At 31.1% G+C, this 19156-nt stretch carries 22 protein-coding genes; 19 read left to right on the forward strand and 3 right to left on the reverse strand.

Annotated features, from left to right (window positions below; translation table 11 throughout):
- The first annotated feature begins 451 nt into the window (after window positions 1-451).
- The 8 genes from Q0929_RS06540 to Q0929_RS06575 all read left to right on the forward strand — a co-directional run bounded on the left by Q0929_RS06540 (window position 452) and on the right by Q0929_RS06575 (window position 6945).
- Window positions 452-634, forward strand: a complete 183-nt coding sequence (locus Q0929_RS06540; protein ID WP_299239042.1) for a hypothetical protein — start codon at window positions 452-454, stop codon at window positions 632-634.
- Window positions 631-1344: a hypothetical protein gene (locus tag Q0929_RS06545; RefSeq protein WP_299239044.1), complete on the forward strand. Its 714-nt coding sequence runs from the start codon at window positions 631-633 to the stop codon at window positions 1342-1344. The genes Q0929_RS06540 and Q0929_RS06545 overlap by 4 nt, the downstream gene beginning before the upstream one ends.
- Window positions 1345-1396: 52 nt before the next feature.
- Window positions 1397-1627, forward strand: coding sequence for a FeoA family protein (locus Q0929_RS06550; RefSeq protein ID WP_299227641.1), 231 nt, complete (start codon window positions 1397-1399; stop codon window positions 1625-1627).
- The gene (gene feoB, locus Q0929_RS06555) at window positions 1621-3747 is read left to right on the forward strand and encodes a ferrous iron transport protein B (protein ID WP_299239046.1); all 2127 of its coding nucleotides are present in this window, start codon (window positions 1621-1623) and stop codon (window positions 3745-3747) included. The genes Q0929_RS06550 and feoB overlap by 7 nt, the downstream gene beginning before the upstream one ends.
- A 100-nt stretch (window positions 3748-3847) precedes the next feature.
- Window positions 3848-4216, forward strand: coding sequence for a lysozyme inhibitor LprI family protein (locus tag Q0929_RS06560; RefSeq protein ID WP_299239048.1), 369 nt, complete (start codon window positions 3848-3850; stop codon window positions 4214-4216).
- 109 nt (window positions 4217-4325) lie between these two features.
- Window positions 4326-4892, forward strand: coding sequence for a hypothetical protein (locus tag Q0929_RS06565; RefSeq protein ID WP_299239050.1), 567 nt, complete (start codon window positions 4326-4328; stop codon window positions 4890-4892).
- Between the two features lie 172 nt (window positions 4893-5064).
- Complete coding sequence (locus Q0929_RS06570; protein WP_299239051.1) at window positions 5065-5544, forward strand: hypothetical protein; 480 nt, start codon at window positions 5065-5067, stop codon at window positions 5542-5544.
- Window positions 5545-5556: 12 nt separating this feature from the next.
- Window positions 5557-6945, forward strand: a complete 1389-nt coding sequence (locus Q0929_RS06575; protein ID WP_299239053.1) for a TldD/PmbA family protein — start codon at window positions 5557-5559, stop codon at window positions 6943-6945.
- On the opposite strand, the gene Q0929_RS06580 is transcribed toward Q0929_RS06575, so the two are convergent.
- Window positions 6831-7139: an IS3 family transposase gene (locus Q0929_RS06580; protein ID WP_299239055.1), complete on the reverse strand. Its 309-nt coding sequence runs from the start codon at window positions 7137-7139 to the stop codon at window positions 6831-6833. The genes Q0929_RS06575 and Q0929_RS06580 overlap by 115 nt on opposite strands.
- A 213-nt stretch (window positions 7140-7352) precedes the next feature.
- On the opposite strand from Q0929_RS06580, the gene Q0929_RS06585 reads away from it, so the two are divergent.
- A complete protein-coding gene (locus Q0929_RS06585; protein WP_299239057.1) occupies window positions 7353-8063 on the forward strand; it encodes a 2Fe-2S iron-sulfur cluster-binding protein in 711 nt (236 codons plus the stop codon).
- A gap of 219 nt (window positions 8064-8282) precedes the next feature.
- Here Q0929_RS06585 and queF read toward each other — a convergent pair whose 3' ends face one another.
- Both queF and Q0929_RS06595 read right to left on the reverse strand, forming a co-directional pair.
- Window positions 8283-8654 (reverse strand): preQ(1) synthase, encoded by a 372-nt coding sequence (queF, locus tag Q0929_RS06590; protein ID WP_299239059.1) that lies wholly within the window; start codon window positions 8652-8654, stop codon window positions 8283-8285.
- Window positions 8655-9518, reverse strand: coding sequence for a polyprenyl synthetase family protein (locus Q0929_RS06595; RefSeq protein ID WP_299239061.1), 864 nt, complete (start codon window positions 9516-9518; stop codon window positions 8655-8657). It abuts the gene before it with no gap.
- A gap of 232 nt (window positions 9519-9750) precedes the next feature.
- On the opposite strand from Q0929_RS06595, the gene Q0929_RS06600 reads away from it, so the two are divergent.
- The 10 genes from Q0929_RS06600 (at window position 9751) to cas2 (ending at window position 19147) form a co-directional block, all read left to right on the forward strand.
- The gene (locus Q0929_RS06600; RefSeq protein ID WP_299239062.1) at window positions 9751-10344 is read left to right on the forward strand and encodes a DUF429 domain-containing protein; all 594 of its coding nucleotides are present in this window, start codon (window positions 9751-9753) and stop codon (window positions 10342-10344) included.
- 213 nt (window positions 10345-10557) lie between these two features.
- Window positions 10558-10836, forward strand: coding sequence for an HU family DNA-binding protein (locus Q0929_RS06605; protein ID WP_299239064.1), 279 nt, complete (start codon window positions 10558-10560; stop codon window positions 10834-10836).
- A gap of 379 nt (window positions 10837-11215) precedes the next feature.
- On the forward strand, window positions 11216-11983 hold the full coding sequence (gene cas6, locus Q0929_RS06610) for a CRISPR-associated endoribonuclease Cas6 (protein WP_299239066.1): 768 nt from the start codon (window positions 11216-11218) through the stop codon (window positions 11981-11983).
- Window positions 11984-11985: 2 nt separating this feature from the next.
- Complete coding sequence (cas8a1, locus tag Q0929_RS06615; protein WP_299239068.1) at window positions 11986-13548, forward strand: type I-B CRISPR-associated protein Cas8b1/Cst1; 1563 nt, start codon at window positions 11986-11988, stop codon at window positions 13546-13548.
- Window positions 13545-14459, forward strand: a complete 915-nt coding sequence (cas7i, locus tag Q0929_RS06620) for a type I-B CRISPR-associated protein Cas7/Cst2/DevR (protein WP_299239070.1) — start codon at window positions 13545-13547, stop codon at window positions 14457-14459. Before cas8a1 ends, cas7i begins: the two co-directional genes overlap by 4 nt.
- A 31-nt stretch (window positions 14460-14490) precedes the next feature.
- A complete protein-coding gene (cas5b, locus tag Q0929_RS06625; RefSeq protein WP_299239071.1) occupies window positions 14491-15183 on the forward strand; it encodes a type I-B CRISPR-associated protein Cas5b in 693 nt (230 codons plus the stop codon).
- Between the two features lies 1 nt (window position 15184).
- A complete protein-coding gene (gene cas3, locus Q0929_RS06630; RefSeq protein WP_299239073.1) occupies window positions 15185-17377 on the forward strand; it encodes a CRISPR-associated helicase Cas3' in 2193 nt (730 codons plus the stop codon).
- Window positions 17378-17887, forward strand: a complete 510-nt coding sequence (gene cas4, locus Q0929_RS06635) for a CRISPR-associated protein Cas4 (RefSeq protein WP_299239075.1) — start codon at window positions 17378-17380, stop codon at window positions 17885-17887.
- Window positions 17888-17898: 11 nt separating this feature from the next.
- On the forward strand, window positions 17899-18879 hold the full coding sequence (cas1b, locus tag Q0929_RS06640; protein ID WP_299239077.1) for a type I-B CRISPR-associated endonuclease Cas1b: 981 nt from the start codon (window positions 17899-17901) through the stop codon (window positions 18877-18879).
- 1 nt (window position 18880) lies between these two features.
- The gene (gene cas2, locus Q0929_RS06645) at window positions 18881-19147 is read left to right on the forward strand and encodes a CRISPR-associated endonuclease Cas2 (RefSeq protein WP_007546049.1); all 267 of its coding nucleotides are present in this window, start codon (window positions 18881-18883) and stop codon (window positions 19145-19147) included.
- The last annotated feature ends 9 nt before the right edge of the window (window positions 19148-19156 follow it).

Below are 19156 nucleotides of genomic sequence, written 5' to 3' on the forward strand. Positions count from 1 at the left end.
TAAAATAAAGATTAGAGTTTTGCATTTTTACCTCCTTGGTGGAATTTTTGCTATTACAATTTTAACTGCCACCAAGGAGTTTTTTTAGATGTTTTATTTATATTTGAATTTCTCACCCAAAGTATTACAATTATTAATATTTTTCATTATTATCTTGATGATGTAAGTCTGAAAGATCTCCTGATTAAAAGTTATTAAAGATCTGATAGTGTTCCAAAATTTTTACAAGTTTACCCTTATCCGTCATCGTATATTCCTGAGGCCGAAGGCCGAAGGATCTACTCTTTCGATTTTTTGATTAAAAAGAAAAATAGGAGATTCTTCGCTTCGCTCAAAATGACAATATTGATTTTTGGAACAGTCTCTCAGAGAAATTAACATTATTTAAATCATATTGAGATTTAATCTCAATCGCTATAATATTATAAACTTTAAAATAGGAGGAGTTAAAATGCATTCAAAAGAATTAATTGAAAGAATAGAAGAGTTAGCTAATGTTTATTCAAAAGTTATTGCTTCCTTAGATTCCAAAGAGAGGAAAATTGAGATGTTTGAATCTTATTATAAAATAATAATGACTCTACAACAATTGCAAACTTCAGAAGCTATACAAAGGGGAGGTTTTCGTAAATGAAAAAATATCTGATATATTCACTATCAGTATTGATTTTACCAAGCTTTGCATTTGCTGGTAAAAAAGCTCTTATATGGGATGATACGGAAACGCTTGGAACAGGAAATTCTCAAAATGAGAATTACTTTTTTTATACAAAAAACACAGAAGATAGAGAAGGCAGTTATATTTTTAACTTTACGCATGGATATAACGATAAAACGGATATAGCTTTAAACATTCCTTTTGGGTACTTGAAAAATTATGAAAACACTTACTCAGATATATCAGACCCTTTTGTTGAGGTAAAGTATAAATTTTTTGAGAGAGAAAATTTAAAGTTTGCCATAAAGCCATTTCTTGGAATACCTGTAAAGAGAGATAGCGATTTTAGCGAAGGTCATTTAAGCTATGGAATTACTTTGATTTCTCAGTTAGAAGTTGATAAATTTACTTTTTATGCAAACTCATCTTTCATGGTTCATAAAAATAGGATAGTTGGACAAAATGAGATTTTTCAGTCTGTTTCTGGGGAGTATAACATTAACGATAATTTTAGTGTAATAACAAGCTTTTATCTTTCTGCTTACAGTAGCCAGACAGAAAAAGGCGGATTGGTTGGTGTTGGATATTCTAAGGGTAAAATAGAGATAGGTATCGGAATAGGTAAAAACTTTAATGGAGAAAATGATTACTCTTTCTATGGTGGTTTAACATACAGGTTTTTTTGATTTAGCATATAATAAATATTATTGAGATTAAATCTTAATTTAAAGGAAGAAGATGAAAAGATTATTAGACGTAAAGGAAGGTTGCAAGGCCGTTGTGAAAGATGTTGATATGGATGAGGCTTTGAAGCTAAAACTTTTTGAGCTTGGCATACTGCCCGGAACAGAATTAGAACTTATACAAGTAGCACCTTTTGGTGGACCTATAAAAATAAAACTTCATGATTATTGTCTTGCACTACGAAGAACAGAAGCTTATAAAATCTTGGTGGAAGAAAAATGTTAAAAGAAATAAAAGTTGCCTTAGTAGGAAATCCAAACGTAGGGAAAACAGCTCTACTTAATGAAATTGCCGGCACTGATTTAAAAGTTGGAAATTGGACGGGTGTTACAATAGAAAAAAAGGAAGCGACTATAACATTTAAAGATTATATCATCAGGTTTGTTGACTTACCTGGTATCTACAGCCTAAGAAATCAAACAGCAGAAGAAAAAATAACAGTTGATTATCTATTAAATGAAAAACCGGATGTGATTCTAAATATATTAGACTCTACAAATCTAAAAAGAAATCTATACCTAACAACTCAGTTATTAGAGTTTGAAATTCCAATCGTAGTAGTATTAAATATATGGGACGAGGCGATAGAAAAAGGAATATCTGTTGATTTTAAAAAGCTTGAAAATCTTTTATGCAGTCCTGTAATTTCTGCATCAGCTAAAAAAAGACTTGGAATTGATGAGATTTTAGAGAATATCATACAAGTATATGAAAATAAAAAGTTTATCCAATGTGAGCATTTTGAGGTAGAATTTGAGAAATATTTAAAAGAAGTTTTAAAACTTGTAGAGATTTATCAACCTGTTCTTTTGAACTTGTATCCTAAACGCTATTTAGCAGTCTCTCTTTTAGAAGGAAGTCTAAAAGATAATCTTTCCGATGCACTTATACAAGAATTAGAAAAATTAAGAGAAGAAATTAAAAGTATCTATGGAAAAGACGTTAAGACTTTGATTATTGAAGAAAGATACGGGATAGTACTAAGCATTTATGAGCAAGCTGTAAAAAAAGAGCCGGTTAATACAGTAGAAGGTTCGTTATTTTTAGATAATATCTTTTTGCATAAATACTTTGGCATTCCAATATTTTTATTTTTGGTTTGGCTTTCTTTTGAGATTACATTTAAATTTTCTTCCCCTTACGTTGATTTTCTAAATAAAGTTTTGGAAGTAGTTGGTGTCTGGGCTTTACAGATTTTAGAGTCTTTTAATGCGTCGGAGTTTATTAAATCTTTCGTGGCAGATGCTGTAATAGGTGGAGTTGGATTTGTTATTACTTTTGTTCCGGTGCTTTTTGTGCTTTATATAGTCATTTCTTTTTTAGAAGGAAGTGGATATATATCCCGTGCAGCGTTTTTGATGGATAGGTTTATGAGTAGCTTTGGATTGAGCGGAAAATCTTTTATTCCACTGCTTCTTGGTTTTGGTTGTAACGTTCCTGCTGTTTATGCAACAAGGACAATTGAAAGCCAAAAAGAAAAAATCCTTACAACCTTAATGATTCCTTTTATGTCTTGCGGAGCAAGATTAACAGTTTTTGCATTTTTTGTAAGCGTTTTCTTTGAAAATCAAAAAGGTTTAGTTATATTCTCTCTTTATCTGATTGGTATTTTAGTTGCTGTAATTGTAGCGACACTGCTTAATAAGTTTTATTTTAAAACAAAGTCTGAAGTTTTCATTTTAGAGCTACCACCTTACAGAATGCCAACGCTTAAATACATTCTAAACAATGCTTGGGTACGTGTCAAATCTTTCATTGTGGAAGCTGGAACGTTTATTTTTGCAACCTCAATCATAGTTTGGTTTTTAACAAACATTCCTTTTGGAGCCAAAAAAGATGAGTCTTTACTTGCTCAGATTTCTCAAAAAGTATCAGTAATTTTTGAGCCTCTTGGATTTGGAACTTGGCAAGCGACAGCTTCATTATTTTCTGGTTTTGTAGCTAAGGAAGTAGTACTATCAACAATGAGCAATATTTATGTTGGAGAACAGTTGAAAGAAGAAAAGAAAAGTTTATCCTTTCAAGAAGGGTTAAATGAGATTTTTAGCGGCTTTATAGATGCTAACGTAAGTCTTTTTAAAGATTTGGCTTCTACTTTTGGGCTTGTAAAAACAGAAAAGGAAGAGGATGAGTTTAAAGGTCTTGGCTCTGTATTAAAAGAAAGCTTTACACCTGCTCAAGCTTACTCTTTTTTAGTTTTCTTACTTTTATACACTCCATGTCTTGCAACAGTTTTTGCAATAAAACAAGAATTAAACAGTTATAGATGGATGTTTGTATCTATTTTGATAAACTTTACATCTGCTTGGATTGTTAGCTTTGTGGTTTACAATTTGATTAGGTGAGAAAATTTGAAGGTAAGTTGTGAGATATTTATAAAATTCATCAATAAAGTATAATAACTTATAAATAAAAAAGTGCTTATGTTAAGGTCAAAGGATGCATATGAGAAGGCTTAAAATTTCTAGACTTTTAGTAGCTTTTCTATTGCTTATTTTACCCGCCGTAGGATTTGGGGAGGAAAAAGAAAAAAAGCATCCGATAGATATATGGTTAGAAAAATGTATGGAAATAGAAAATTACACTACAGCAGGGATGTTAAGCTGTTCATCTCAAGCTTTAGATAAGTGGGATAAAGAACTAAATAGAATTTATAAGGAGTTAATGAAGAAACTTTCTCCAGAAGAAAGGGAACTTTTAAAACAAAGTCAACTACAATGGGTTAAATTTAGAGATGCCGAGTTTAAGTTTTTAGATAATCTTTACTTAGGAATTGGTACTATGATTCCAGTAATGATAATGGGAGAAAATTAGACATAGTCTCTAGAAGAGTGAAAATGTTAGAAGCATATAATTTTTATGTAAAAGAATGGCAGTTAGATAGAAAAGAACATTTTAAACTAAATAAGAAGGAGGTTAAATAATGAGTGATTGGTTTGAAATAGCATATCGATTGAAAAAGTTTAGAAAGTTTTGGGTAATACCAATTTTTATATTAATTGTTTTGCAGAGTCAAAGTTGGAGTAAGGATAACAGACAAGGCTACACAGTTCAAACAGATTTTAGCTGTGGAGGAGTTGATGTTAAGGTAATTACACACTGTATTTATAAAGAAGAACCTTATTTACCTTGCTTATCAGATAGTCAATATATTATTATCAGAAGCAAGAAAATAGTTTCATCTTCAACTTTGCTAAAATTGGATCATTCAATTTCTGAAATAACATGTTATAAGAGTAAAGATAATAAATGGTTTATTGAGTTATACTATTCCAATTTAGGAAATTGTTCTGCTTGTGAATATTACGAGTTGTATGACATTAATGGTAATTTGGTAGCTACAGATAGAAAAAAGTTCAGAGTAATTTATAAACATGGCTCTGTTAAAGTTATAGAAAGTAAAAATTATAATGAAGTTTTTAACAAATATAGAGAAATTTTTAATAAATTAAAATTGGAAAAAGTAAATTCTAAGGATATAAATAGATAAATACGCCGACTGAGAAATCCAATAAAAGTATGGAATTCTTTTCTTACGCTTAGAGAATGACGGAAAGATAAGCTTACGAGAATCTTAAAACATTCTTCATATAATCTTTATCATCTTGTTTATCTGCCTAATTAAGCTAAAATAATAAAAAACTTACATAAAGAGGTGAAAAATGGAAAAATCTATCTTAATTTTTAAAGGACATCCTTCAAAATTCCCTACACAGGTAAATCAGAAAATAGAGTTTGATAACATTGAAACATACATGGAAATACCTTTTGAGTTTTATTTAGATATGCCAGAGGAAGAAAAAGCGTTTGTACAAGGATTTAATTATTATATTGATGGAAATCTCAAAGATGCAAGAAGAGAGTTGGCAAAATCTGCAAGTAAAGTTCCAGAAGGCAAATATATGTTAGCTTTAGTAAATTATCTTTTAGGGAAGACCACAGAAGCAAAACTGCTTTTGTCAGGCTTTTCATCAGATTGGCAGAGATTTATCCAAACATGGAGAGTTCCGGTTCTTGTTGTTCCGTTTAAAAATGGTATTGACGCGTTATATATTTCTTTAGATGTGAAAGGATTAAATGCTTTACAATATTTATTAGAAGGTAAAACGCCAGAGGAAGTGGCATTTATTTTAGGACTATAAAAGGAGTGAAGCATGTATAAAGAATTAGTTAGGTCAAAGGCACCGTACATATTAACGGCTTTAATGGCAGATGGTGGAGAGTTTGGAGAGATTTATTTTGAAAATTTAAAAAGCTTAACGTTAAATCTTGAAGACAATAAAATAGAAAGAATATCAAAAGGAATAGATGCAGGTGTTGGAATAAGACTGATAAAAAACTTTAAAACCTACTATGGCTATACATCAGAGATTACTTTTCAAAACATGATGGAAATTGCTAAATCCTTAGCAAAGGCAGAAGGAGAGGGAAGAATAGCCGTTGGAAAAGCACACTATAAGGCATACACAAATGTTTTGATAGACCCGGATGAGTTTGAATTAAAAAAGAAAAAAGATATCCTTGAAAGAGCAAACGAAATAGCAAGAGCTTATGATGAAAGAATAAAGCAGGTTTCTGTTACTTTAAGAGATGTCAAAAAAGAAATCTTAATAATAAACACAGATGGAGAAATTATTGAAGATACTCAAATAAGAGTTGTATTTTTTGTAGAAGCAATAGCTTCTGATGGAGAATCTTTATACAGAGGATATGAATCTATAGGCGGTAGTATTGGATACGAGCTATTTAATGAAGATTTTGTAAATGTTATAGATTATGTAGCTACAAAGGCTGCAGAAAGAGCAGTTCTTGGATTAAAGGCAAAGCCCGCACCGGCAGGGAGCTTTACAGTTGTGATTTCATCGGAAGCAGGCGGAACTATGATTCACGAAGCAGTGGGACACGGACTTGAAGCAGATTTAGTAAATCAAGGCTTGTCAGTTTACAGAGGTAAAATAGGCGAAAAAGTAGCTTCAGAATTGGTTAGCGTGATAGATGATGGAACATTATCAGGAAAAAATGGAAGTTTTCATTTTGATGACGAGGGAGTGCCAGCACAAAGAAAAGTCTTAATTGAAAACGGTATTTTAAAAGGTTATATGTACGATAGACTTACAGCAATGAAAGAAGGAAAACAGTCAACAGGAAACGGTAGAAGAGATGGATATAAAAATATCCCAATTGTAAGAATGACAAATACTTATATAGATGCAGGAAAAGATAATCCATCTGATATTATCAAAGATACAAAAGACGGAATTTATGTTGTAAAAATGGGTGGTGGTCAGGTAAACACGGTTAATGGAGATTTTGTCTTTGAAATCATGGAAGGATACAGAATTGAAAACGGTGAGATAACATATCCAATCAAAGGAGCAACATTGATAGGCAATGGACCACAGGCATTGATGGATATAGACGCGGTAGGTTATGACTTAGGGTGGGCTATTGGTACATGCGGCAAAGATGGACAAAGAGCACCGGTTAGCGATGCACAGCCAACGGTAAGAATCAAAAAACTTACTCTGGGCGGAGTTTTATAAGTCATACCGGTTTGGGAAAGTTCCGATTTGTTTGAATTCATAATATCACAAAAGTATTGTAAAGGTGATTTTTTGTTTAAACTATGATGAGGTCTTTCTGTGTTATACCATAGCATATATTGCAGCATCTTTTTATTAAACTCATGAATATCTTCCAATTCGTAATCTTCGTAGTACATGAGAGACTGTTCCAAAAATTTAAACTGTCACCCTGAGGCCGAAGGATCTCCTTTTTTAAGAAAGTGAAAGAGTAAAAAGAGGAGATTCTTCGCCGCTGTAGAATGACGACGTTGATTTTTGAAGCAACCTCATAGAATTTTTCTTATTTCACTTCCTCACTTTTATCATAGAAAATGATTTAAAACTTTGTTAGATTTAAAACAAAAAATAGTTAAAGAGGTCTTTATATGATTATTAAGATAAACAGAAATGGCATTTATCAGACTTATGAGATAAATAACATTAAAGATAGAACTACTATTTTGGAAGTTTTGGAGCAAATTAAAAATTATCAGGACCCGAGTTTATCATACAGAGCCCAGTGTAGAACTTCCATTTGCGGAACCTGCGGGTTAAAAGTTAATAATCAAACAGTTTTGGCATGCAAAACAAAAGTAAAGGATTTAGCCGTAAATGATGAAATAGTTATAGAGCCTTTATCCAACATGCCTGTTATAAAAGACTTGGTTGTGGACCATGATGAATTTTTAAATAAATTGAAGAAAGCCAAGGCATGGCTTATTCCAAAAGAACCTCTTGAAAAGATTTATCCTGAAGATTTGGCGATATATGATAGAGAAACAGACTGTATTTTGTGCGGAATTTGTTATAGTGTTTGTCCGGCTTTTGCAAATGATAAAGATTTTGGCGGTCCTATAAACTTTGTTAAAATTTTTAGATTTTGGAAAGATAAAAACGATGCGTTAAATGATGAAAGAATACAAATAGCCGCTGAAAATAATATAACATCATGCATACATTGTAAATACTGCACTTTTTCATGTCCAAAACAAATTCCAGTAGAAGGAGACATATTCCAATTGGAATTCTACGGAAAGCAAAAAGGCATAATCAAAAAGCAAGAAGATTTTGGATTTAACTTTGGATTTGGATTTTAGTTTTAGCAAAAAGAAAATATGAAGACTTTCATTTCATTCAGAAAGACACTGTAGAGGGTAAAGACAGAGATTCTTTTTCACGACTTTAGAATGACAATCAGAAAGCAAAAAAAGAAAAGAAGAGGATCTTCGCCCGCTGCAGAATGACAGTGCGGATTTTTTGGAATAGTCTCATAGTATTTAGAAAAAATAGAAAATCCTTTCTAACAATCAATCTTACTACTTATTATCTTCACTGCTTACTTTTATTATTGTTTTTACGTTTCCTCTTGGATTCCAATCTCCAATAACTTCAAGTTTTCTTGGTTTTAAAAGATTATACAAATCTTCATAAATTTTATTGGTAGCCTCTTCGTGAGATATATACTGATTTCTGTATTTGTTTAAATAAAGCTTTAAAGATTTTAGTTCTACAATATATTGGTCTGGAATGTATGTTATTTTTATTGTTGCATAGTCTGGATATCCTGACCTTGGACAAAGGCAAGAAAATTCAGGAAAAGTTATATCAATAATATAATTTCTTTCTGGATATGGATTAGGCCATGGTTCTAATTTTGCTTCAAGTATTTCTTTTTCTCCGTATTTCATCTAAACCTCTCTGCTAATAATATAATCAGCTAATTTAATCAAAAATTCAGGGTTTTTCAAGTCTTTTATATCATTTTTTGCCTTTTCAACATAATCTTTTGCAATCTGTATTGACTTTTCTAATCCATACAAAGATGGGTAGGTAATTTTATTTTTATCTTTATCTTTGTGTAATCTTTTTCCTGCCTTTTCTTCATCTCCGATTTCATCTAAAATATCATCCCATATCTGAAAAGCAAGACCAATATTTATTCCATAATTTTTTAATTTTAACATCTCTTCTTCTGTAGCATCAGCTAACACACCACCAATTTGACAGCATGCAGATAAAAATTTTGCAGTTTTATTTAGATGAATAAATTCAACATCTTTAAAATTTGGCAATATATCAGCTGCTTGACCCCCTACCATGCCATAAATTCCTACATTATGAGACAAAATATTAATTACTTTTACAATTTTTTCAGCTGATAATTTTTTATTGTTTGAAATAACTTCAAAAGCATATGTTAAAAGTCCATCACCTGCAAGAATTGCGATAGCCTCACCAAATACTTTATGACAGGTTGGCTTCCCTCTTCTTAAATCATCATCATCCATAGCAGGTAAATCATCATGGATTAAAGAGTAGGTATGAATAAATTCTGTCGAAATAGATATATCTATAAAATCTTCAACATTTACATCTTCTTTGATAGCCTTTGCAGATTCAATAACTAAGATAGGTCTGATTCTTTTTCCGCCTGCTTCTAAAGAATATCTCATTGCATTAGATAATTCTTCAGGAATGCATCTGGGAGCAAATCTATCTAATTGCTTATTTATATAGCTTGCTTTTTCTTTTAAGATATCTTTAAACTCCATTGTAAATATTATATAACAGGATAAGATGGGGTGAGAAATTAGCGGTTTTTATAAAATTTAAAAATGAGATCCTTCGGCCTTACGGCCTTAGGATGAGAGAGAAAGATTGAATGATAAGCATTAAAGGAAGAATAACCTTGGATGTCATTCTGTAGCCGACGAAGAATCCCATGTTTTTGTTGAATTTCTCGCCCAAGATATATAATAAACTATTATGAAGTTAGAGGGAGTCATGAGTATACTCGGCATTGATTTAGCAGGGTCTGAAAAAAGACCGACAGGTATAGCTTATTTTAAAGATAACAGAATATTAACTAAAGTTGTATACAAAGATGAAGAAATTCTAAAAATAGCTAAAAACTTTTCTAAAATTTTTATAGATGCTCCCCTTTCACTACCGAAAGGAAGAGATTCATTGGAAGTAAACAATGGTATTCATTTTAGAGAATGTGATATAAAGCTTAGAAAACTTAAAATAAAATTTTTTCCACTTACGCTCGGACCTATGAGAAAACTAACAGAAAGAGCAATAAAGCTAAAAATAATACTCAAAGAACAAAACAAAAAAGTTTTTGAAGTTTTTCCTGGCGGATTTTATGATATTATGAAATTAAGTCGTAAAAATAAAGAAGAAATCATAAAATTTTACAAAAACTTAGGATTCGAACTTGAAGATAAAAAATTTATCCAAGATGAACTTGATGCAATAGCTTGCTTGTTAACTGGTTTAATGCATGAAAAAGGGGAAAGTTTTATTTTGGATGGCATAGATGGGTCTATCATCTTGCCAAGAATAGAAAATAATTTAAAGTTAAGAAGTTATTAGGGTGTTCCAAAATTTTTGTAAATTTGCCTTTCCTTGTCACTAAGGCCAAAGGATCTCTTTTTTGATTTTTTGACTTGAAAAGAGAAACATGAGATGATTCGCTTTGATCAGAATGATAATCTTGATTTTTAGAACAGTCTCGGAAGTTATTGACATAAATATAATTGTTTATGTATTATTACATATGTAAATACTTCATAAGGAGGGACAGATATGACAAAAACTGAATTAATCTCAAAAACGGCTGAAAAAGCTGGAATTACAAAAGCAGCTGCCGAAAGAGCTGTTAATGCTACTATTGAGGCAGTAGCCGAGGCTCTCTCCAAAGGTGAAAGAGTAGCTGTTCCAGGTCTTGGCGTTTTTAATGTAAAAGAAAGAAGAGCGAGAAAAGGAAGAAATCCAAGAACTGGAAAAGAAATTACAATTCCAGCAAGAAAAGTGGTCGTATTTACAGCAGCTAAATCTTTGAAGGAAACACTAAACAAAGAGTAATGTTAGTTTCACAAAAATGGGGGGTTGAGGTTGATTAGATATCTCAACCCTGTCCATCATTCTAAAGCTATACCTAAAATTCAAACCTTTAGATAGTAGATAAAAATAGTTTTTTTCTACGCTTATCATTTGTAAACTTTATGATTTACTTCCTTTTCTCTCTTTGCTGCTTTTCTTTTTCCTGCAAAATAACTTTCCTTTACTTCCACTTCTCCTGATAAAAGCCGGTTATATTTAACATTTTTCCCCATGGTTATTTTATGGCTTTTAACTATAGTTTTACATTTTCTTTCTAATGAGTTTTATGTAGCGTTTTTGTCAGAAATCTTTAGATAACGGGTTTATAATAAATAGAAAAATAAAAAGGAGTTAGAAATTGATGAGAGTAAAAATTCCTATCACTACAGAAAAAGTTCCAATTATTTTTAGGCAGAGGGTTTTAGCTTTCATAAAAGAAGCTTTGGCACAAGCAGACAAAGACTATAAAGAAAGTATGTATAACGTAAGAATGCCAAAGGCTTATACATTCAATCTTGCTTTTGATAGAACTAATCCAAAAGAAGAAGAAATTTCCCTTGATGAAAAGTTTAAAATCAAGGACAAAGTCTTTTACCAAGATAGACCTGTATTTTTGTATATTTCATCAAACGATTATCAGTTTTTAATAAATCTTTTTAATGGTATGAAAAAGATAAAAATTTTTGACTTTAATAAGTTTGATAACATCTATTGGCAAGTTGGAAAGCCTGTAATACTAAGAGAAAAAATTATTTTCAATGACGAGGTTACATTTAAGACTAATGCACCGTTTATTGTTGAAACAAAAGATGATAGACCTGTGGTTTTTAGCGATGAAAACTTTCAGACAGAACTAAACAACGTAATGGAAAGAATTTTTAGAAAGCTTGACAACAGAGGCTTAAAACAGCCACTTGAATTTTATCCTATAAATATGAAAAAGGAAGTGATTAAGCACACATTAAGAGGTTTTAGAGAAAAAACAGGAAAGCCAATCATGTATATCACAGGAAACAGTGGAATTTTTAAATTAAAAGGTCATCCTGAGGATTTACAGACAATTTATCAAATTGGGCTTGGAAATAGAACAGGACAGGGATTCGGTATGGTTGAAGTTTTTGGAGGTTAAAGATGGAAAAGATATATCTTGGCGATTGGCTTTATAATGCAGGTATAGTAGGATTTTTAAGAATTAACAACCATCTTTGGGATGTAAAAGATACAAAATTAATTTCAAAAGACGAAAATCTTCTAAAAATTGAAGATAACTATATAGAGATTGACAGAAAAATTTTTGATGGCTTTACTGATAGATTTTTTGATTATGCTTTTAATCTCTATGGCAGGTATGACAGAAAATTAAACAGATTTAAAGAATTGCTTGAAAATCTAAACGATGGAACATTTAAAGATGTCTATAAAGACTTTAAAGAAGAAGTCAACGGTTTTACACTTTTAAAAAATAAACTTGGAGATATAAAAGCTGAAAACTCTCAAGAGCTTAAAGATCTGATTGAAAAAGCGATAAGAATTTTGGAGCAGGACAAAGAAGAGTTTTTAGAAAGCGACGTTCAGATATTTTTAAGGAGTTTTAACGGTCAAAAAAGCTTTTTAAATAAAACTATAACAAAAGACAGAAAAAAGAAATTTTATGAAGACTTTGAAGAGCCTTTAAAAACAGATAGCAATCAAAAAGATAAAAAATTCACTTGCGTAATCTGTGGAGAAAGACCGGCAAAAAAAGACACAAATTATGATACAGGATTTTCACCAGTATTTGGACTAAATAAAGATGCGGTTAACTTTGCTTGGAATTTTAATACAAAACTACCATCCTGTGATATCTGTGAGATCGTTTACTTTTGCTATTTTGCAGGACTTACAGAATTAAATGGAAAGTATTACTTTGTAAATTTAGACGATTCTGTAGAATCTTTAATGCTTGCAAACAACTTGTTTAAAGAAGAGTTAGAAAAATCTCCTGAAAATCCTTTTATAGACTTCTTTACCGAGTACTTATTAAGAATAAAAAAATCGCAAGCTAAATACACCTTGTCAAATATAAACTTCTTAGAAACAGAATTTAAAGAAACACTTCCAAAAGTTTTTAGCTTTAACATCGATTATAAAACTGCTGAATTCATAGAAGAAAACCATGAAAATCTTAAGTCATTGTCGAAATCATTTTTTATATTACCAGATAAAACAAGAGTTTATATTCTAACCGAGTTTTTAAACTTGATTTTGAAGAAAGATTTAAACTATGGGCTTTTATATAAAATCTTTAAAAGTGCCACACAAGATAAAGCTTATGTCAGTAATTATAATTTACAAAGGTTAATAATTATGTATCTTCTTTATAAACAAAAAGTTGGAGGTAAAGAGATGGGCTTAGAAGAAAAAAGTTTATGGGCTATGTACATGCAAGGGAAAAATCTTCTTGAAAGGCTAAAAGAAAGGGATGCAGAAAACAAAATCCAATCTATAGCATATAAGCTTTTAAATGCTTTAAAGATTGGAGATGTAAACCAGTTTATGGATGTGATGATGAGAGTTCACATGGCATATGATTTAGAAGTTCCGGGACTTTTAATAAAAGCACTGCAGGATAAAGATAACTTTTATCTCCTTGGATACAGCTTTTTAAATGGACTACTTGGAAAAGAAAATAAATTACAGGAGGATAACCAATGAAAGGTTTAACTTTAACAGTAATCTTTGAAGCTTCAAGCTTAAACTATGGTGAAACTGTCGGGAACATTTCAGAGCTAAAAAAACTTACAAGAGATGGCGAAGTATACACCTACATGTCAAGACAGGCTTTAAGGTACGAAGTTTTCAGAAAATTAAGAGAGCTTTACAACGTAGATGCTGATAAAGAAGTTCCGTTATCAGATGAAAAAGGAACAATCCAGTTTAAACCAACCGCAAACATAAAAGATTATGTAGAAGTTGACCTATTTGGTTACATGAAAACTGATAAAGGTAAGGGTTCTTTGACAAGGTCAGCGGTTGTTAGATTTTCTCCTGCTATATCATTATCTCCAATGGCTTTTGATGTAGAGTTTGGAGCTAATCATGACTTTGCAAAAAGAGCAAAAACAGACCCTAATCCATTTCAGTTTGAAGTTCACAGTTCTTTGTATACCTATACAGTAGCAATAGACTTAGACAGAGTAGGAGTAGACCCAAACGACGGCTTAGAGTTAGATGGCACTGAAAAAGCAAGAAGAGTAAATATGGTTCTTGATGCTTTAAAAATCTTAGATAGAGAGATTAAAGGAAGAACAGAAAATTTAAGTCCATTGTTTGTAATTGGTGGACTTTATCCTGTTAAAAATCCGTTCTTCCTTGGAAGGATAAAAGTAAACTACGATAGAAATCAAAGAAAGTACAGCTTAAACACAAAAGAAATAGAATCTGTTCTTGGCTTAAAGCTAAATGGTAATTCTGTAAAAGATTATACTTCTTGCGGGCTTGTAGAGGGCTTTTGGGCAAATGAAGACCACATTATACAAAATCTAAACGGAAAAACTATTAGCGATTTCTTTGAAGAATTAAAATCTAAGGTAAATCAGCACTATAACGTGAGACGTGAGACGTGAAACGTGAAACGTTGTTTATAGGAGTTGAATTATGAGGGTTTTAAGAGTAAAACTATATCAAGAGTTTGCATGCTATAGAAAGCCTATGACTTATGGATTTTGGGAGACCTACCCTCTCCCGCCGCTGTCAACCGTTAAAGGATTTTTTCATAATGTAGTAGAGGCAAAAGAGTATATACCGGCAAGATACGGCATTCAAGGAAAGTTTAAATCTGTTGTTCTTGACATGCAAAGCATGTATAAGTTTGGTAGAAAAGATTCAGAAAACAAAGGAGTTTATATAGAAGGTTTTAACAAGCCACTTTTAAAATCTCCAATATACGTATCTAATCTTTACGCAGTTGAGCTTACAATCTATATAGAGTCTAAATTAGAGCATTTAGAAAAGTTTAGAGAAAATCTTTTAAATCTTGAGTATCCATCACTCGGAAGAAAAGAAGACCTTGTAAGAGTTGACTCAGTAGATATGGTAGAGCTTACAGAAAGGGATTTGTTTGAAGACAGCTATTACATAAAAAATGGAATTTATTTTTCAAAAGAAAAAGCAAAAGAGCTTGAAGTAAATGGAATAAACTACAGAATGAATTTTTACTATGAAAGTAAAAACGGCATGAGATTTTTTAAGAAAAAGGACGTTGTGTATGTTGATAATAAAAATTTAGAATTTGGAAGCATTCTATATGATAAAGAAGAGGATAAAGTTGTTGATTTAATCGGAGATTAACATGAATCAGTATATAGCCAAATTATCAGGAAATATCAAACAAACACTACAAGAACACACAGAAAAGCTTTTAGAGAATTTTGAGATTTTAAAAAAATACATTCAATTAGACGAAGAAACAGAAAAGGCCGTTTACTTAGCTTGCTTATTTCATGATATTGGGAAAGCATCAAAAGAATTCCAAGCAAAAATAACAAAACAAAAACCACAACCAAAGCAAGAAATACCGCACAATCTTCTATCTGCAGTAATTTTTTACTTTCTTAGAAGGTATTTCAAAGACAATCCAGACTTATTCAGAAAAATCCAGTATGCTGTAGCATACCACCATGACAGGTACGATGCAGATGTTGACAAATCAAAGCCGATTTTAGAAGATTTTGTCGTTAGAGTAGAAAACGACCTAAAAGATTGGATATTAGAAAAACTAAAAATCTACGAAATTACCCAGCTAAACATTGATAAATCAAAACTGATTGACGGATTACGTTCTGCATTAGGATTTAAAAAGCAGATTTTAAGAAATGAAAATCTTCTAAAAGATAAAAAAACAATCCTTATAAAAGGCTTACTTCACAGATTAGACCATGCAGCAAGTGCAGATGTAGAAGTAGAAAAAGGTTTAATAGAAGATTATCAAAGTGTATTTATCAAAGGACTTTCAAAAAAGGGCATTAATAAATTAAGAGATTTTCAGAAAAAAGCTTTAGATTATAAAGACAAGTCTGTTATTTTAACAGCATCGACAGGTATGGGAAAAACTGAGTTTGCTCTAAATTGGGTAGCAGGAGATAAGGCTTTCTACACTCTACCTGTTCGTGTCTCTGTAAACTCAATGTATGAAAGAATATCAAACATTTTTGGAAAAGATAACGTAGGAATTCTCCATGCCAATACAATGGATTTTTATCTTAATCAAGCTGAAAACTTAGAAGACAACGGAATAGAAGTTTTGATAAATCAAGTCCAATCAGTAAGACAGTTATCCATGCCAATCACAGTCTCAACGGCAGACCAAATATTCTTAGCAACATTAAAATATCCAGGCTTTGAAAAAATATACGCAACTCTAACCTACTCAAAAGTAATCGTAGATGAACCACAAGGCTACTCTCCCGACACTTTGGCAGTAATCATTAAAGGACTTGAAGAAATATCCAATCTTAGCGGAAAATTTTGCTTAATGACAGCAACGATGCATCCGTTCATAAAAGAGTATCTAAAAGATAAAGCAGAAATATTAGAGCCGGTATTTAATCCAGAGAAAAAACATAAAATCAAGCTTGTAGACAAAACAGTTGACGAGATGGTGGATTTTGCCATAAAAGAATACCAAAAAGGCAAGAAAGTATTAATACTTACAAATACTGTAAGAAAAGCACAGGAAGTTTACAATGCTTTAAAAGATTTAAATCAGCCGATACAATTTAATCTTTTACACTCATTATACATTCAAAGCAAAAAAAGAGAAAAAGAAATGCAGATACAAAACACAACCGAGCCGGTAATTTGGATTTCTACTCAAATAGTAGAAGCATCCTTAGACATTGATTATGATTTACTGATTACCGAACTTTCTACAGCCGACAGCCTTATACAGAGAATGGGAAGAGTTTACAGAAAAATAGGAAGAACTATCACTCCAGACAACCAACCAAACATAATCATCTGCACAAAAGAGCCATCAGGTAAAGGTAAAGTTTATGACAAAGAGATTGTAGAGGATACTCTCAAAGAACTTGAAAAATACGATGAAAAAATCCTTACAGAAGATATAAAACAAGAGATTGTCAGCAATGTTTTTGGCATAGATAAAATTAGAAACACAAACTTTTATAAAAAATTTGATAAAAATATGAGACTTTTAGAACTTGGCTTTATGGCAGACAGCAAGTCAGAAGCACAAGATATATTTAGAGATATTATGAATTTATCGGTCATTCCAAAAGTGATTTTTGATGAAAATCAAGAAGAAATAAACGCTCTTTTAGAAAAAATTAGACAAAAAGATAAAATAGAAAGAATAAAAGCTTTGCAAGAGTTAAACGATTTTACAGTATCAGCACAGTTTTATAGAGTAAAAAATATAATTCCACTTGACAAAGAAATTTTCTTATCAGACATTCCATACAATGATGAGCTTGGCTTTAATTTGATAGATAAAGACTACAGAGAGATTGGAGAAATTCTATAATTGGATTTAGAGACTCTAAAAGAGATAAGAATCACAGGCTTAAAAGTAAATTACTACTACATCTGCAAAAGAAAGTTATGGCTTTTTTCTAAAAATCTTAGCTTTGAGAAAAACAATGATAAAATCATTCTCGGTCAAATACTTCATGAAAATTATTATAAATCAGAAAAAGAGAGGGATATTTTAATCCAGGATTTAATCTCCATTGATATAGTTGATGATGATTACATAAGAGAGGTTAAATCTTCTGATAAAATGGAAAAAGCAGATATGATGCAGGTTGTATACTATCTGTACGTTTTAAAACAGCTTGGAATTGAAAAAGTTGGACTTATAAACTATCCAAAGCAGAAAAAGAAAAAAGAAGTTTATCTAACAAAACAGTTGGAGCAGGAGCTTTTAGAAGCTTTAAAAGGTATAGAAAAAATCGTCAATCAATCTAAGCCACCAAAATTAGAAAAACTTCCTTACTGTAAAAAATGTTCGTACTTTGAATTTTGCTTTGCATGAGAGGTTTTTATATGTCAAGAAGGTATTATATAAACAACAGCGGAAGGCTAAAAAGAAAAGAAAATACAATATTTTTTGAAATCAACGAAAATGAAAGAAAGATAATTCCAATAAACGATATAGACAGTATTTATATCTTTGGAGAGGTAGATTTAAACACAAAAGTTTTAAACTATTTGGCACAGAATGATATTCCTGTTCACATATTTAACTATTACGGCTACTATTCAGGGTCATTTTTGCCAAGAAAGAAAAATGTCTCAGGAATTTTGCTTGTAAGTCAAGTAAGCCACTATACAGATTACAATAAGCGCCTTTATTTAGCAAAAAGTTTTATAGAAGGAGGAGTTTATCATATTCTTAGAAATCTAAAAAACAATCAAGCAGATGAAGAGATAGAAAAAATCAACAAGCTTTTAAAGAATTTATCTGATGCAAACTCAATAGAAGAAGTCATGGCAGTTGAAGGAAATATTAGAAATATTTATTACCAATCATTTAATAATATCATTAAAAATCAAGACTTTAAGATAGATAAAAGAGAGTATAACCCACCAACCAATCCTATCAACGCTTTGATTTCTTTTGGCAACTCTGTATTGTACAGTGTTATATTATCAGAGATTTATAAAACACACTTAGAGCCAACCATTAGCTACCTACACGAACCATCAGAAAGAAGATTCTCTTTAAGCTTAGATATATCAGAAATCTTTAAACCGTTAATAGTGGATACGGTTATTTTTAATCTTTTAGAATATGGAACGATAAATCTTTCTCATTTTAATCAAGATTTGAATTTAAGCTATTTAAATGATGAAGGAAGAAAGATTTTTTTAAGATATTTAGAGGATAAGTTAGAAACAACGATTAAGCATAGGACATTGCAGAGAAATGTAAGTTATAGAACATTAATAAGGCTTGAATGCTATAAGTTGATTAAGCATTTGCTTGGTGAAGAAGAATATAAGCCATTAAAGGCATGGTGGTAAGATGTTTGTGATTATTTGCTACGATATTACAGACGATGGAAGACTTAACAAGGCAAGAAAGGTTTTGAGAAAGTATTTAAATTGGGTTCAGTATTCTGTTTTTGAAGGTAATATTAGCTACGGAAATTTAGAAAAATGCTTGGCAGAAGTTAGTGAAGTGATTGATAAAAGGGAAGATAGTTTGTATGTTTACATGACTGATTTTGAAAAGAGTATAAGAAAAAAGGTTATTGGTAAAGACAAAAATCCATCTGATAATTTTATTTAAAATTCTGCT

The sequence above is a fragment of the Sulfurihydrogenibium sp. genome (assembly GCF_028276765.1).
Classification (GTDB): Bacteria; Aquificota; Aquificia; order Aquificales; family Hydrogenothermaceae; genus Sulfurihydrogenibium.